This is a genomic window from Mesorhizobium sp. KACC 23794 (genome assembly GCF_052180275.1).
GTDB lineage: Bacteria > Pseudomonadota > Alphaproteobacteria > Rhizobiales > Rhizobiaceae > Kumtagia.
In genome coordinates this window covers 3556832-3572399 of sequence record NZ_CP197465.1, presented here as the reverse complement: position 1 = coordinate 3572399, position 15568 = coordinate 3556832, and the positions used below count along the sequence as shown (strand labels likewise).

The following is a 15568-nucleotide window of genomic DNA, read 5'->3' as shown; positions in this document are numbered from 1 at the left end:
TCACTGTGCGCAATGGCCGGCCACGGGTCAAGCTCCGGCAGCCTCCCCGGCCAGCCAATCCAGTGTCCATTCGCCACCCGGTGTTTCCGCAAGGACACGGTGCAGCGCCGGCAGGATGACGCGCAGCTCTGATTCAAGCGTGAACGGCGGGTTCACCACCACCATTCCTGTACCGTCGAGGCGTGGCTCGTCGGAAGGCGGGCGGATGGCGAATCGGATGTCGAGGATTTTTGGAATGCCCGACTGCCGCAGGTCCTTCGCGAATCCCGCCACGGCCTGAAGATCCTTCACGGGATACCAGAGCGCGTAGATGCCGCCCGGCCAGCGCCGATGCGCCTTCACCAGGCCCTGGACCAGCCGGCCGAATTCGCCCGGCTGCTCGAAGGGCGGGTCGACCATGACCAGCCCGCGTTTCTCCTTTGGCGGCAGATGCGCACCCAGCGCCAGCCAGCCGTCGAGTTCGATGATGCGCGCCTGATGATCGCCCGCAAAAAGATTGGCCAGGCGATGAGCGTCCTGCGGGTGAAGCTCGATCGCCGTCAGCCGGTCCTGCTTGCGTACCAGATGGCGCACGATCATCGGCGAGCCGGGATAATGGGTGAAATTACCCCCCTTATTCGTCGCTTCGACAGCTTCGAGATAAGGCGCGAGCAGAGTTGCTGCGGGAGCAGGCAGTTGTGCCGAACGCAAGCGGCCGATGCCGCCCAGCCACTCGCCGGTGCGTTGCGCGGCGTCGCTGGAAAGATTGTAGACGCCGGCGCCCGCATGCGTGTCGATGACCCGGAACGCCTTGTCCTTGATCTTCAGATATTCGACCAGCCGCGTGAGAACGGCGTGCTTGACGACATCGGCGAAATTGCCGGCATGGAAGTCGTGGCGGTAGTTCATGACGGCATGGCGTTCAGGGCTGCGCCGCGTCGCGGCCCCAGCGCGGCTTTTGCGGCGGCTGCGCGCCTCCGCCACTACTGCCGCCCCGGCCGCGGCGCAGCGATAGGACGAAACCGATGAAGCCGATCGCCATGATCGAGAAGCCGACTGGCTGCGCCCGCTGGTCGTAGGCCCCTGCCCCGCCGGTCAGGATCAGGTCGACCGATGAAAACTGCACGCCCTCGGCGTCCCCCGGCCCGACGGTGAACGTGTAGGAGCCCTCGGCGATCTCGGCGATCGGGCCGGCCTCGATGCGATAGACCTGCTGGCGGGTCTGTGGCGACTCCTCGCGTTTTTCGGCGCTGGAAAGGCCGAGCGATTCGGCCAGCACCGTGCGCCCCTGGGTGGCGGCGGTGATGGTGAGCAGGCTCTGGCCGGCATCCAGGTCAGGCGGCAGGACCGCGGCCACGTCGAGCACAGCTTTTACAGGCGCATCGGTTGGACCCAGGCGGGCATCGACCGGGCGAAAACCTCCCGCTGCATTCTGCACCCGCCAATTGCCGATCTCGTGCGCGCCGAGATGGCCGACCGCCCAGGGATAAGCCAAGCCCATGCCCGCGCCGGCCAGCAGGACCAGGAAGAAGACGATGCGCATCAATAGCATGATCGCCTCACGCCTTGCGCTCCCAGCGGCGCTCGGGCGTTTGCTGCCAGTAGGTCACCGCATGGCCGCCGGCCTTGTGGATTTTCCACTGGTTGCGAGCCTCCTCGACCTGGGCGGCGTCGTGACCGTCGAACATGAAGACGATGCGCTCGCAACCATCGTCCGGCGGCGGGCTGGCGCCGTCGACCACGAAACGCACGGCGGCGCCGTTGCGATTGTCCAGCGCGGTCGTCAGCAGAACGGGCTGCGCCTCGGCATGCGGCTCGCGGTCGGTGCCGTGGGCGAGGAATGAATCGTCGCGGTAGGTCCACAGATGCGTGTCGAGGCTGTCGCGGCGTTCGTCGCTGCCCAACTGAACCACGGCGCGCCAGCCGCGCTGCACCGTCTTCTCGAGAAGCGCCGGCAGCGCGTTCTCGAGCGTCGATTCGGTGAGGTGATAGAAAAGAACGTCGGCCATGCCGGACTTATCTCTCGATGCATCGCAGATTCCCCAATGGAAAACCGCGCAACACTTTTGCGGAACCTGCTCAGTCCTCGTAGTGGTCGCGGACGAGCCGGTCGAGCAGGCGCACGCCGAAACCCGACGCCCAGGACTGGTTGATCTCGGTGGCCGGCGACGAGATCGCTGTTCCTGCTATGTCGAGATGCGCCCAGGGCGTCTCCTTGACGAAACGCTGCAGGAACTGCGCGGCGCTGATCGAGCCGCCATGCCGGCCGCCGGTGTTCTTCATGTCGGCGTTCTTGGTGTCGATCATCTTGTCGTATTCGGCGCCCATCGGCATACGCCACAGCCGCTCCTGCGTGACCTGGCCGGCGGCGGTGAGCCGCTCGGACAGTTCGTCATTGTTGGAGAACAGGCCTGCGTAGGCGTTCCCGAGCGCGACCATGATGGCGCCGGTCAGCGTCGCGAGATCGATCATGAATTTGGGCTGGAAACGATCGTTGCAATACCAGAGCGCGTCGGCCAGCACGAGGCGGCCCTCGGCGTCCGTGTTGATGACCTCGATGGTCTGCCCGGACATCGAGGTGACGATGTCGCCGGGGCGCTGGGCGTTGCCGTCGGGCATATTCTCGACACAGCCGATGATGCCGACGACATTAGCCTTGGCCTTGCGCGCGGCGAGCACATGCATGAGCCCGGTGACGGCGGCAGCGCCGCCCATGTCACCCTTCATGTCCTCCATGCCGGCAGCCTGCTTGATCGAAATGCCGCCGGTGTCGAAGACGACGCCCTTGCCGATGAAGGCGACGGGCTTGTCCTTCGGCTTGCCACCGTTCCACTGCATGACGACCAACCGGGGCGGTCGAACCGAGCCCTGCGCCACGCCGAGCAGCGCCCCCATGCCGAGCTTGCGCATCTCCTTCTCGGTCAGTACCTCGACCGAAACGCCGAGTTCCTTCAATTCCGACGCCTTCGCGGCGAACTCGACCGGGCCGAGGATATTGGCGGGCTCGTTGACCAGGTCGCGCGCCAGGATGACGCCGTCGACCGTGCCTTGCGTCTCGGCAAAGGCTTTCTTCGCGGCGCTCGGATTGGCGCACAGGATGGTGATGCGGGCCGGCTTGTCGGGCGCAGCACCGTTGGCGTCTTCCTTCTTGGTCTTGTAGGTGTCGAAGCTGTAGTTCCTGAGCAGGATGCCGCCGGCTATGCTCGCGACCTCGGCCGGACCGACGGTGACGCCGGGCAGTTCGGCGACGATCGACACGTCCTTGCCCTTCTTGATCTGCGCGGCGATGGATCCGCCGAGCCGCCACCAGCACGCCTCGCCCAACGCCGAGGCCTTGCCGACGCCAACCGCGACGATGCGGTCGAGCGGCGATCCCTCGGGCGCGATGAGGTCGACCGCACCTGCGAATTTCGCCTTGAATTCGGAAACCTCGAAGGCGCGCGGCAGGATTCCGGCGGGATCGCAAGCCTTGGCGGCGTCAGACAGCCCGTCACCCTCGGCCGCCAGAACGACGGCCACCCCCTTCTTGGGAGCTGCAAACTTGGCGAAGCTTATGGCTGGTCTCAACGTCATCGGCATTCCATTCGACTGAACCGGTTCAGGCCCGCAACCTTTGAGAGTTTTCGGTGATTTGGCAAGAAACTTCGCCGGCGCCGTGGACGGAGCGTAACGAAATCATCGCAAAATCGTCGCGGCGCTGTAAGCCCAGTGTCAGGAAGCGAGGCTAGCGGATACGCAGCACAAGGCGGCGGATGGCACCTCGGACAAAGGCGCCGGCATTCGGACAACTTGAGCGATCGAGTTGGAGGCAGAATGACCGATGTGACCGCCGTCAGGCATCCAGACCTTGCGGCCCGGCGGCCAATTCCTCACCTGGCGATACCGGGCTGGCTCATACTTGCGTCGATCATCGCTGCGCTGGCCATGTTCTGGCTCTTTCCGGCCCTGGACATCGCCACGAGCCGGGTCTTCTTCGTCGAGCGTCCCTGCGGAGAGTTCGAAGCGGCAACACGAGTCTGCGGCGACTTCCCGGCCCGACTCCACCTGGCCTATCTGCGCCAGACGCTGCAGGCATTGCCGTTCGTCCTGGCACTCTCGCTCGGCATCTGGGTCACCCTGAAGCTGACGATCAACGGGCGGCTGGACAGCACCGTCGCTCGGAAGGCATCGACGGCGTTCTGGACCTATGCGATTGCCGTGGGACTGGTCGTCAACGTCGGCCTGAAGGGATATTCTGGCCGGCCGCGACCAATCCACAGCGATCTCTTCGGCGGCGATCTTCCGTTCGTGGCGGCGGGCAAGATCACCGGCTACTGCGCCTCGAACTGCTCCTTCGTCTCGGGTGAAATGGCGTCGGCAGTCTGGCTGCTGTGCGTCGTGCCATTGCTGCCGGTTGCCTGGCGCACCGTCGGATTCGTGCTCGCGGCCAGTCTCGCGACACTGACCGGCGCGATGCGCATCGCCTTCGGCGCCCATTATTTGTCGGACGTCGTCTTCGCGGCGGTCGTGACCCTGGCCGTCCATCACCTGGTGACGGCCGCAGCCGGCAAGGTCCACCGCGCCCGCCCGGACCTCGGCGCGAAAATCCTCCCGGCGATCTCCAGGCGAACGCGCACCCGACTGAAACAGGCGAAAGAGTAGCCTCGATGCAAGCAGAGCTGGACGTGAAGGCGAGCCTGTAAAATTATTTGTTTCGCCGCAATAAAGCATTAACCCTGACTCTTGGCACTTTGTTAGCCTCGCCGCCCCGACAATGCGCCCGCCTGGGACAGGGGCGCGGCGACTTGGCGGGGGCTGCGCCGGTTGAACTGGCGCGGGCTGGCGCATAGGTTAGGCAGGCTCCGTTCATCGCGGCGCTCAAGGGACGTCCATGGAATTCCTCCGCTGATGAAGGTCATCGAGCGCTACATCTTCATGAAGGGGCTCGCGACGTTCCTCGCGACGCTTGGCGGTACCATGGCGATCGTCTGGGTGACGCAGGTGCTGCCGCGCCTCGACCTGGTGACCACCAACGGCCAGAGCGCAGGCAATTTCCTCTATCTTGCAAGCTTAATCCTGCCGTCGGTCGTTCCGGAGGTGCTCCCCTTCGCGGTCGCCATCACCGTGGCGCAGACCTTCGCCTCGATGAACGCCGATTCGGAACTCGTCGTGATCAATGCCTCCGGAAGCTCGCGCTGGGTGGTGGTCAAGCCGATCCTGGTCCTGGCGGCGCTGGCCAGCCTCACTTCATTCCTCTTCGCCAATTTCGTCGACCCCTATTCGAAGCTCGAATTCCGCAGGCTGCTCGCAGGCGCCCGCGCCGACCTCATCTCGATGGTCGTCCAGGAAGGGTCGTTCCGGCAGATCGAGAAAGGGCTTTTCATCCAGATCGGCGAGAGGCTGCCGGGCGGCGATTTCGGCGGCGTGTTCCTTGCCGATTCGCGCGACCAGAACGCCGACTTCATCTATTACGCCAAGAAGGGATCGGTGGTCGAAGAGGGTGAGGACAAGACGCTGGTGATGAATGACGGCGTCGTCCAGCGGAAGGCGTCGAACGGCGACGTGTCTGTCATCCATTTTGATTCCTACACCTTCGACCTTTCCGTATTCGCCGCGAAAACCAGCGGGGGCACGATGTACGCGAAGGATCGCGACATCATCTACCTGCTCGATCCCGACCTGAACGATTCGACCTTCAAGGCGAAGCCGCAGGAATTCCGCGCCATGCTGCACCGGCGGTTGGCCGAATGGCTCTATCCGATCGTCTTCGGGCTGATCGGGCTTGCGGTCGCTTCCGACGCGAAATCGCATCGCGAGGGCAGGATCCATCCGCTGGTCACGACCCTGGCGCTGGCGCTGTTCGTGCGCTGGCTGGGCTTCTTCACCGGCAACCAGGCGCAATCGTCACCGCATTTCATCATTCTGATCTACGCCGTTCCGCTGTTGGCGTCGGCGGTCTCCATATGGTTCATCGCTACGAACCGCACGATGGAACTGCCGGTGGCGTGGGCCGATTCGCTGATGTCCTGGTCCCGCCGGATCGGCGACCGCATGGCGTTCCTGCGCATCCGGGGCGGCACAGAGCCCGGGCAAGGGTCCGTCTCATGACCTGGACGCTCGGCCGCTATTTCTTCTTCCGCTATGCGACGATCACGGCATGGTTCTTCGTCGGCATCTTCGCGATGGTTTTCCTGATCGACTTCACGGAACTGTCGAGCCGGACGTCGGCGTTAAAGAACTTCACGGTGCAGATCGCGCTGGCAATCTCGATCCTGCGCGTGCCGATGATCGTGCAGCAAGTGATACCGTTCATCTGCCTGTTCGGCGCGATGGCGACCCTGGTGTCGCTCAACCGCAAGTATGAGCTGGTGATCGCGCGGGCGGCCGGTATCTCCGCCTGGCAATTCCTGTTTCCGGTCTGCCTCGGCGCGCTGGCGATCGGCTTCCTTACAATATTCCTGCTCAACCCGATCGCGGCGCGTGGACTGGCGCGGGCGGAGAACATCGAGGCCTTCCTCCGCGATGGCGATTCGGCCGCGCCCACTGCCTTCGACGTGCCGTGGATTCGCCAGAAGACCGAGGGAACGGATACGATCATCGGCGCCAAGATGGTGCTCAATCAGGGACTGGAGCTCGCCGACGCATCGTTCTTCGTCTTCGATGCCGAAGGCAACATCATCGAGCGCAAGGACGCGCGCCGCGCCTTCCTGCGCGACGGTTTCTGGGAACTGCGCGAGGTTAAACGCCTGCGCGACGGCAAGCAGATTGAGGCCGTGGCGGAGGACCGGGTCCCGACCAACCTCACGCCCGCTTTCGTGCTCGAAAGGCTGGCGCAGCCGGAGACCGTGCCGATCTTCGACCTGCCGTCGAAGATCGAGGTAGCGCGCTCCTTCGGGCTCAAGGCGACCGCATTTTCCATGCAATTTCATTCGCTTGTGGCGCTGCCCATGCTGTTGGTGGCGATGACGCTGATCGCGGCGACGGTGTCGATGCGGTTCGCCCGCCTCGGTCAATCGATCACGATGATTCTGGGTGGCGCGCTAGCCGGCTTTCTGCTTTATGTGGTGTCTGTTCTCGTGAGGGCCTTCGGCGTCGCCGGATTCGTGCCACCTTACGTCGCTGCATGGTTGCCGGTGGTGGTCGCGTTGTTTTTTGGAGTTACATTCCTGCTCTACAAGGAAGACGGCTAGTGAGGGCTCCGTCACCCGCATACCGCCGCATGCCGGCCCGGATCGTGCGTCTCTACGCAACGACGGCGCTTGCCTGCGTGCTGGGCGTCGGCATTGCCGGGATCGCTGCCGCGCAGGACATCAGCGGCCTGACCGAGCGCATGGCCGGCAACGTGCCGAGCGATTCGCAGATGCTGCTCGAGGCCGACACTCTGGTCTACGACATCGACGCCGACATGGTGACGGCGGTCGGCGGCGTGCGCATCGACTATGGCGGCAACAAGCTCGTCGCCCAGCGCGTCAGCTACAACCGCAAGACCTCGCGGCTCACGGCCAGCGGCGGCGTGCAGATCATCGACAGTTCCGGCACCAAGGTCTTTTCCGAAGAAGTCGACATCACCGACGATTTCGCCAGCGGCTTTGTCAACGCGCTGCGCGTCGAGACCATCGACAGGACCTATTTCGCGGCGGAAAGCGCCGAACGCAAGGATGGAGTGCTGACGACGTTCAACAACGGCGTCTACACCGCTTGCGCACCCTGCGAGGACAAGCCCGACCAGGCGCCGGTCTGGCGCATCAAGGCCAAGAAGATCATCTGGAACGGCACGACCAAAACGGTGCGGTTCGAGCAGTCGCGCTTCGAATTCTTCGGCTTCCCGATCGCCACGCTGCCCGCCTTCGAGATCGCCGACCCGACGGTGAAGCGCAAGAGCGGCTTCCTGATTCCCAGCTTCAAGCAGAATTCCGATCTCGGCTACGGCATCAGCGTCCCCTACTATTTCGCGCTGTCGCCAACCTCCGACCTGACCGTGACCGGCACCGGTTACACGCAGCAGGGCTTCCTCGGCGAGGCCGAGTGGCGAAAGCGCTACGACAATGGCGAATTCAGCCTGAAGGTCGCCGGCATCTATCAGGCCGACCCCGGCAATTTCGACGACCAGAACACGGTCAACTCGGGCCCGGAGGGCGATCCGAACCGGTTTCGCGCCATGGTCGGCTCAAAGGGACGGTTCGATATCAACCCGCGCTGGCAGGTCGGTTGGGACATCCTCTACCAGACCGACAAGAATTTCTCGAAGACCTACAGCATCGAGGGCTTCGACAAGTACGTGCAGCGTTCCGAGATCTACCTGACGGGCCTGAACGACAGGAATTTTTTCGATCTCCGCGGCATGCAGTTCGATGTCCAGGAGGACATCCTGGATTCGGACGATCAGTCGACGGACCAGTACCAGCCCTGGGTGCTGCCCAGCTTCGACTACAGCTACATTCCGGACGAACCTCTGGCCGGCGGCGAATTGCGGCTGGATGTGAATGCCCGTTCGATCTACCGGTCGCGGCTTGACGACAACACATTCGACAACAACCCGGACCAGGCGGACGACTACCGGAACAATCTGGTCCAGGGCATCGAGGGATACTCCAGCCGGCTGACCGCGGAGGCCGAGTGGAAACGTTCGTTCATCACCGATGGCGGGCTGGTGGTCACCCCGCTGCTCGGATTCCAGGCCGACACCACCTACGTCAACCAGTCGCAATCATCGGTCGACGCGATCAATGCGCTCGCAGCCGCATCGGTGCCGAGCGCCGGCGCCGATGTACGCTCCGCCTACAACCGCCTGATGGCGACCGCAGGCATGGAACTGCGCTGGCCGGTGTTGTTCTCGAGCACGAGTTCGTCGCATGTGCTGGAGCCGATGGCACAATTGTTCGCCCGGCCGAACGAGCGGTACAGTTCCACCTACGGGACGCCCAACGAGGACGCGCAGAGCTTCGTGTTCGACGCAACGACTCTGTTCGAACGCGACAAGTTCTCCGGCTACGACCGTGTCGAGGGCGGAACCCGCGCCAATATCGGCCTGCGCTACAGCGGCAGCTACGACAATGGCTGGGCAACCAACGCCTTGTTCGGCCAATCCTATCATCTGGCCGGCGAGAATTCCTTCGCCTCGCCCGATCTCGTCCATGCCGGTGCCGAATCGGGACTGGACACCGATACGTCGGACTATGTGGGCCTTGTGGGCTTTGCCTCGCCTTTCGGCCTTTCGGCGTCGTTGAGCGGCCGTTTCGACGAGCAGACCATGGACGTGCGGCGCGTCGAGGCGAAGACCGGCTATATGGCGGGGCCGGTCAGCGTCACCGGGAACTACACCTTCATCCAGGCACAGCCCCTCTACGGCTTCAGCGAGGACCGGCACGAAGTCAGCGCCGGCGCTTCGATCCGCTTCCACGAGAACTGGCGCGTCTTCGGCGGTGGCAGATACGACCTGCAGTCCAGCGTGCTGGTTTCCGATTCGATCGGATTGGCCTATGATGACGAATGCTTCGCCTACGCGTTGACCATGTCGAACTCGCGTGACACCGACGGCTACAGCTCGGACGAGCGGACCATAGGGTTCAGCATATCGCTGCGGACGCTCGGCGACATCGGCGACGGGACCACTTCGTTCCAGTAAGTTTCGGGCGCGTCATCGTTTCGCCCCAGACATCGGTCATCGACCGAAGTCATGTTTGCAAGCAAAACCGGAAACGGATCCGCAGGGATGGCCTCCGTGAGAAAAACTCTTCTGTCGCTGAACGTCGCGATCTTCCTCGCAGCCACCGCGCTGACTGTTTCCGTCCAGGGGACGGCCCATGCGGCGAGCGAGATCAGATACGTCGTCAACAATGTCCCGGTGACGAACTACGACATCCAGCGACGCGCCGCCTTCCTCAAGCTGCAGCGCAAGAAGGGCGACCTGTCGAAGCAGGCCAGCGACGAGATGATCGAGCAGACGCTGCGGCAGACGGAGATGAAGCGCCTGGGCATCCGTGTGGCCGACCAGGACGTCGACGCCGCTTATGCGCGTTTCGGCAAATCCAACAAGATGACCACGAAGCAGCTGAACGGCGTTCTCGACCAGGCCGGCGTCACCGCTTCGCATTTCAAGGACTACATCCGCACGCAGCTGGGCTGGAACCGCGCGCTTTCAGCCCGTTTCCGTGCACAAGGCGGGACGATGAGCGAGCAGGAAGTCGTGCGCCGCATGCTGGAAAAGGGCGGCAGCAAGCCTTCCGCGACCGAATACATGCTGCAGCAGGTGATCTTTGTCGTCCCGGCCTCGGAGCGCGGCTCGATCGGCAAGCGCAAGAAGGAAGCCGAGTCCATGCGCCAGCGCTTCACCGGTTGTGACAGCACGCGCGAGTTCGCCAAGGGCCTGCTCGACGTCACGGTGCGTGATCTCGGCCGTGTACTCGCTCCCGAGCTGCCCACCGAGTGGGCCGAGCAGATCAAGGCGACGAAGATTGGTGGCGCCACGCCGGTCCGCGAGACGGAGCGCGGAGTCGAGTTCATCGGCATCTGCCGCACCCGCGAGGTTTCCGACGACCGGGTCGCGAAATCGGTATTTCAGGCCGAGGGCAGCGACGACGACAACGCCGCCGAACTCGACAAGAAATACATCGCCGAATTGCGCGGGCGGGCAAAGATCGTCGAACGCTGAGGGCAGTTGCCTCCGGCCGAGCCGATCGGCGCGGAGCGGCACTTCTGTAGCGCCCGTGTCCTCGTGAAGCCGCAGGTCTCCGTGACCGCGCAGTCAATCCTTTTCCGTGCGCGGTAGCTTAACCTTGCGACATGACCTCCCCCTGGGCCTGACCGCAGGCGATCCTTCCGGCATCGGCCCGGACGTGTCGCTTGCCGCATGGCTGCGGCGCGATATGCATGATGTGCCTCCCTTCTATCTGCTGGGCGATCCGGCGATGCTGTCGCTTCGCGCCGGACGTCTCGGCCTGGACATACCGATCACCGTGGTGGAGCCCAGGGATGCCCGCCAGGCTTTTGCAGCCGCCCTCCCCGTCGTGCCGCTGGCGGCACGGTTCGCCGATACACCCGGCAGGCCGGACGTCGCCAATGTGCCCGGCATCGTCGAATCGATTGACCGCGCCGTGGCGGATACGTTCGAGGGCCGCGCCGCCGGCGTCGTCACCTGCCCGATCGCCAAGAAGGTGCTTTACGATGGCGGATTCAGGTTTCCCGGCCATACCGAGTATCTCGCCGAACTGGCGAAAATCCGCACCGGCGTCATGGCGCGGCCGGTGATGATGCTGGCCGGGCCCGAGCTTCGGACCGTGCCGGTGACCATCCACATCGCGCTTGCCGGCGTGCCGGCGGCGCTGACGGAGGCCGACATTGTCGAGACCGGTCGCATCGTTGCCGCCGAACTCGAAAGGCGCTTCGGCATCGCCCGCCCTCGCCTGGCGGTCGCCGGGCTCAACCCGCATGCTGGAGAGGACGGAGCGATGGGCCTTGAAGACGGGCAAATCGTCCGCCCGGCGGTCGAGGCGCTGCGGCGGGAAGGCATCGCGGCACAAGGGCCGCTGCCAGCCGACACACTCTTCCATGCGCGGGCGCGAAAAACCTATGACGCGGCGATCTGCATGTATCACGACCAGGCGCTGATACCGGCCAAGACCCTGGCCTTCGACGAGGCGGTCAATGTGACGCTCGGGCTTCCCTTCATCCGCACCTCGCCCGATCACGGCACCGCCTTCAATATCGCCGGCAGCGGCAAGGCAAAGCCCGACAGCCTGATCGCGGCGCTGCGGATGGCGGGGCAGATGGCCGCGCGGCCAGCGCCATGAGCCTCGCTTTGGACGGCCTGCCGCCGCTGCGCGAGGTGATCGACCGCCACGGGCTTCAAGCGAAGAAGGCGCTCGGCCAGAATTTCCTGCTCGACCTCAACCTGACCGGCAAGGTAGCGCGCGCCGCCGGTCCGCTGGAGGATGTTACTGTGATCGAGGTCGGCCCCGGTCCGGGGGGCCTGACCCGCGCGCTGCTGATGCATGGGGCGAAGCGCGTCGTGGCGATCGAACGCGACGAACGCTGCCTGGCGGCGCTGGCCGAAATCTCCGCGCATTATCCCGGACGGCTGGAGGTGATCGCCGCCGACGCGCTGAAGACCGACATGGCGGCGCTGGCGGCCGGCGAGCCGGCGAAGATCGTCGCCAACCTGCCTTACAATATCGGCACGGAACTGCTGGTCCGCTGGCTGACCGTGCAGGACTGGCCGCCCTTCTACCGATCGTTGACGCTGATGTTCCAGAAGGAGGTGGCGCAGCGCATCGTGGCCGCGCCTGACGACGATGCCTATGGGCGGCTGGGCGTGCTCGCCGGCTGGCGCTGCAAGGCCGACATCGCCTTCGACATTCCGGCACGCGCATTCACGCCGCCGCCGAAGGTGACCTCGTCGGTGGTGCACCTGGAACCGCGCGCGACGCCCCTGCCCGCCGACATCCGCAAGCTGGAACGCGTCACCGAGGCGGCATTCGGCCAGCGGCGCAAGATGCTGCGGCAGAGTTTGAAGGGATTGGGCGGCGAGGCGCTGCTGGAAAAGGCCGGCATCGACGCGACGCGGCGAGCGGAGACGCTGAGCGTGGAAGAGTTCGTACGGCTGGCGAACGCAATCTGAGCGGATGGCACGTCGCCCATCCTCGTCCAGAACCCTTGACTTTAGGCGATCAGGTCTTCTCGTCCAGCAATCCCGAGACGAAATCGAACAGGCCGGGACGGCGGTCGCGGCGCAGGCGCTCGGCGGTGATGATGGCTTTCACTTGCGCAAAGGCGCGGTCGAGGTCGCGATTGATCACCACATAGTCGTAGTCGCGCCAGTGCTCGATCTCCGCCCTGGCGTTTTCCAGCCGGCGGGCGATGGCATCGTCCGGATCCTCGGCGCGGCGCTTCAGCCGGCTCTTCAGTTCGGTCATCGACGGCGGCAGGATGAAGATCGAGACGATGTCGGCCCGCATCTTGTCCTTGAGCTGCAAGGCGCCCTGCCAGTCGATGTCGAACAGCATGTCGCGGCCTTCGGCCATCGCCCCTTCGACGGGTTCTCTCGGCGTGGCGTAGCAGTTGCCGTGGACCTCCGCCCATTCCAGCAGCGCGTCGGAATCACGCAGGCGGTCGAATTCACGCTGCGAGACGAACCGGTAGTGGACGCCGTCGATCTCGCTGCCCCGGCGCGCGCGCGTCGTAACGCTGACGGAAAGGCCGAGATCGTGGTCGCTCTCCAGCAGATTACGGGCGATCGTCGACTTTCCGGCGCCCGAAGGCGAGGAGAGAACCAGCATCAAGCCGCGGCGGCGAATCCCCGCTGATAGCTGTCCGGTCTCCATCCCTACTCCAAATTCTGAACCTGCTCACGGAACTGGTCCACCACCGCCTTCAGTTCCAGACCGATGGCGGTTATCGCTCCCGCATTCGACTTAGAACATAAAGTGTTTGATTCGCGATTAAATTCCTGCGCGAGGAAGTCCAGCTTGCGGCCGATCGGACCGCCGGCTGCAAGCAGTGCGCGGCCTGATGCGACATGGGCCTTCAAGCGGTCGATCTCCTCGCGGATGTCGGCCTTGGTGGCGAGGAAGGCGGCTTCCATATGGAGCCGGCCTTCGTCGAGAGTGGCGCTTGCGTCCATCAGCAGCGCGACCTGTTCCGCCAGCCGGGCACGGATCGAAACGGGCTCGCGCGACGGGTCGGCCTCCGCTTTGGCGACAAGCGCCTCGATCGTGTCGATGTGGCCAAGCAGGACTTCGCGCAGGGCGTCGCCCTCCGACTGGCGGGCCTTCACCAGTTCAGCGATGGCCAACTCGAAGGTCGAGAGGATGGCGGCGTCGAGGGCAGCGCGGATCTCCTCGGTTTCCTGCGTCTCCGACGGTTCGAGCACTCCGCGCAGCGCAAGCAAACCATCGGCGCTGGCTGGCGCCGTACCGAACTGGTCCTGAAGCCGCTTGGCGAGACCGGCGAGATCCTTGAGGAAGGCCTCGTTGATGACGGGCTGCGCAGCCGCGCCACCGGTCCGGCCGATGCTCAGCGTCGCCTGGAAATTGCCGCGTGCGAAGCGCTTTTGCAGCGCCTGCCGCACGCCGAGTTCCAGGCGCTCGAAGCCGGGCGGCAGGCGCAGCCGGATCTCGATGGTCTTGCCGTTGACGGATTTCAGCTCCCAGGCGATCGAAGTGCCCTCGATTTCGCCGGTGGCGCGGGAAAAGCCGGTCATGCTTTGCAGGGTCATCGCGGGCTCTTCCTTCCAAACGGGCAAATACACTGGAAGGCAGGCGCTTCCCGGTGACGCGGCGTCAGCCCTCCGATACCGGGTCGATGCGGTAACGTCCAGTCACGATCAGTCATGGGAACCAGCGCGCTGGGCGGGCTTTGCCCCATGAAATCAGTAGCCTGTCAATTTGCAGGTGGGCGAGATCTACTATTGCGCCGTGCTGCCGTCGCCTTGCGTACCTGGCTTGGCGCCATCGCCGGACTGCTGCTTCTGGATCGCCCGCCAGCGCGCGACGTTGCGGTTGTGCTCCTCCAGCGAACCGGCGAAAACGTGGCCGCCGGTGCCGTCGGCGACGAAATACAGGTCGTTGGTCTGCAAGGGATTGGCGACTGCCTCAAGCGCTGCACGGCCCGGGTTGGCGATCGGCGTCGGCGGCAGGCCGTTGATGACGTAAGTGTTGTAGGGCGTCGGCTTTTCCAGATCAGACTGATAGATCGGCCGGTCGGCGGGTTTGCCGGCGCCGCCGAACAGGCCGTAGATGATCGTCGGATCTGACTGCAGGCGCATCTTCTTGCGCAGGCGATTGACGAAGACCGAGGCGACGTGCGGCCGCTCGGAATCGACGCCGGTCTCCTTCTCGACGATCGACGCCAGGGTGACGAATTCGTTGACGTCGGCCAGCGGCAGGTCCGGCGCGCGCTTCGCCCAGATCTCGTCGATGAGTTCCTTCTGCTGCGCCTGCATCTTGGCGACGATGGTCTTGCGGTCGGCGCCGCGTGTGAAACGCTGCGTGTCGGCGGCGAGGCTGCCCTCGGCCGGCACTTCTGACGGCATCGCGCCGGAGAGCGTGTCGTTGTCGGCGATCCGGCGGAGCGCCTGCGCCACGGTGAGCCCCTCCGGGATCGTCAGCGAATGCATGATCGACTTGCCGCTCTGCAGCAACTGTATGATGTCGCGCATCGAGGCGCCTGCCGGCACCTCGTATTCACCGGCCTTGAGCGACTCGTTGCCGCCATAAGCGCGCAAGCCAAGGCGGAAGACGGTGGAGTCGGTGATGAAGCCGCCCTGTTCCAATTGCGAGCCGATCTGCCCGGTGGTGGCGCCTTCCTTGACGAGGAAGGTCTTGGCCGCCGTCGTCGGGCCGGTCGAGAAGAACGCCTGCCTGCCGAGATACACCGCCAGGCCGGCCACGATGACCATGATCATCACGACCGAGACGACGAGGTTCATGAAGACGACGATCTGGTTGCGCGAAGCCCGCGACCGGCGCGGCGCCGGAGGCGGCGTCCCCGTCTCGGGGCGAAGCGCCTGGCTCGCCGTCTTCGGCGGCTCGGCCTTGGGCGGCTCGGTACGGCGGCCGAATTCAGCCGTGTTGGTATCGCTCATCGCCCTAACCTAGCTATTGCACCAATTCCT

Annotated in this window: 14 protein-coding genes; 7 read left to right on the top strand and 7 right to left on the bottom strand. The window is 64.6% G+C overall.

Annotated elements, in window-relative coordinates; all coding sequences use genetic code 11:
- Positions 1-27: 27 nt before the first annotated feature.
- From ACSBOB_RS17465 to ACSBOB_RS17450, 4 genes are all read right to left on the bottom strand, one after another.
- Positions 28-888 (bottom strand): 23S rRNA (adenine(2030)-N(6))-methyltransferase RlmJ, encoded by an 861-nt coding sequence (locus tag ACSBOB_RS17465; RefSeq protein ID WP_442577373.1) that lies wholly within the window; start codon positions 886-888, stop codon positions 28-30.
- 13 nt (positions 889-901) lie between these two features.
- Complete coding sequence (locus ACSBOB_RS17460; protein WP_442577372.1) at positions 902-1531, bottom strand: hypothetical protein; 630 nt, start codon at positions 1529-1531, stop codon at positions 902-904.
- Positions 1532-1538: 7 nt separating this feature from the next.
- Positions 1539-1988 carry a DNA polymerase III subunit chi gene (locus tag ACSBOB_RS17455; protein WP_442577371.1) on the bottom strand — a complete coding sequence of 150 codons (450 nt, stop codon included), beginning with the start codon at positions 1986-1988 and terminating at the stop codon, positions 1539-1541.
- A 70-nt stretch (positions 1989-2058) separates the two neighbouring features.
- Complete coding sequence (locus ACSBOB_RS17450; RefSeq protein ID WP_442577370.1) at positions 2059-3552, bottom strand: leucyl aminopeptidase; 1494 nt, start codon at positions 3550-3552, stop codon at positions 2059-2061.
- Positions 3553-3792: 240 nt separating this feature from the next.
- On the opposite strand from ACSBOB_RS17450, the gene ACSBOB_RS17445 reads away from it, so the two are divergent.
- The 7 genes from ACSBOB_RS17445 to rsmA all read left to right on the top strand — a co-directional run bounded on the left by ACSBOB_RS17445 (position 3793) and on the right by rsmA (position 12574).
- A complete protein-coding gene (locus tag ACSBOB_RS17445) occupies positions 3793-4620 on the top strand; it encodes a phosphatase PAP2 family protein (RefSeq protein ID WP_442577369.1) in 828 nt (275 codons plus the stop codon).
- 246 nt (positions 4621-4866) lie between these two features.
- Entirely contained in the window at positions 4867-6066 is a 1200-nt protein-coding gene (lptF, locus tag ACSBOB_RS17440; protein WP_442577368.1) for an LPS export ABC transporter permease LptF, read from the top strand.
- Positions 6063-7148, top strand: a complete 1086-nt coding sequence (gene lptG, locus ACSBOB_RS17435) for an LPS export ABC transporter permease LptG (RefSeq protein WP_442577367.1) — start codon at positions 6063-6065, stop codon at positions 7146-7148. The genes lptF and lptG overlap by 4 nt, the downstream gene beginning before the upstream one ends.
- Before the next feature lie 29 nt (positions 7149-7177).
- On the top strand, positions 7178-9583 hold the full coding sequence (locus ACSBOB_RS17430; protein ID WP_442577366.1) for an LPS-assembly protein LptD: 2406 nt from the start codon (positions 7178-7180) through the stop codon (positions 9581-9583).
- 87 nt (positions 9584-9670) lie between these two features.
- Positions 9671-10609 carry a peptidylprolyl isomerase gene (locus ACSBOB_RS17425; RefSeq protein WP_442577365.1) on the top strand — a complete coding sequence of 313 codons (939 nt, stop codon included), beginning with the start codon at positions 9671-9673 and terminating at the stop codon, positions 10607-10609.
- 124 nt (positions 10610-10733) lie between these two features.
- Positions 10734-11747: a 4-hydroxythreonine-4-phosphate dehydrogenase PdxA gene (gene pdxA, locus ACSBOB_RS17420; protein WP_442577364.1), complete on the top strand. Its 1014-nt coding sequence runs from the start codon at positions 10734-10736 to the stop codon at positions 11745-11747.
- Positions 11744-12574, top strand: a complete 831-nt coding sequence (gene rsmA / locus ACSBOB_RS17415; RefSeq protein WP_442577363.1) for a 16S rRNA (adenine(1518)-N(6)/adenine(1519)-N(6))-dimethyltransferase RsmA — start codon at positions 11744-11746, stop codon at positions 12572-12574. Before pdxA ends, rsmA begins: the two co-directional genes overlap by 4 nt.
- Positions 12575-12623: 49 nt before the next feature.
- Here rsmA and gmk read toward each other — a convergent pair whose 3' ends face one another.
- From gmk to mltG, 3 genes are all read right to left on the bottom strand, one after another.
- On the bottom strand, positions 12624-13277 hold the full coding sequence (gene gmk / locus ACSBOB_RS17410) for a guanylate kinase (RefSeq protein WP_442577362.1): 654 nt from the start codon (positions 13275-13277) through the stop codon (positions 12624-12626).
- 2 nt (positions 13278-13279) lie between these two features.
- Positions 13280-14170 (bottom strand): YicC/YloC family endoribonuclease, encoded by an 891-nt coding sequence (locus tag ACSBOB_RS17405; RefSeq protein ID WP_442577361.1) that lies wholly within the window; start codon positions 14168-14170, stop codon positions 13280-13282.
- Positions 14171-14359: 189 nt separating this feature from the next.
- Positions 14360-15538, bottom strand: coding sequence for an endolytic transglycosylase MltG (gene mltG, locus ACSBOB_RS17400; protein ID WP_442577360.1), 1179 nt, complete (start codon positions 15536-15538; stop codon positions 14360-14362).
- Positions 15539-15568 lie beyond the last annotated feature (30 nt).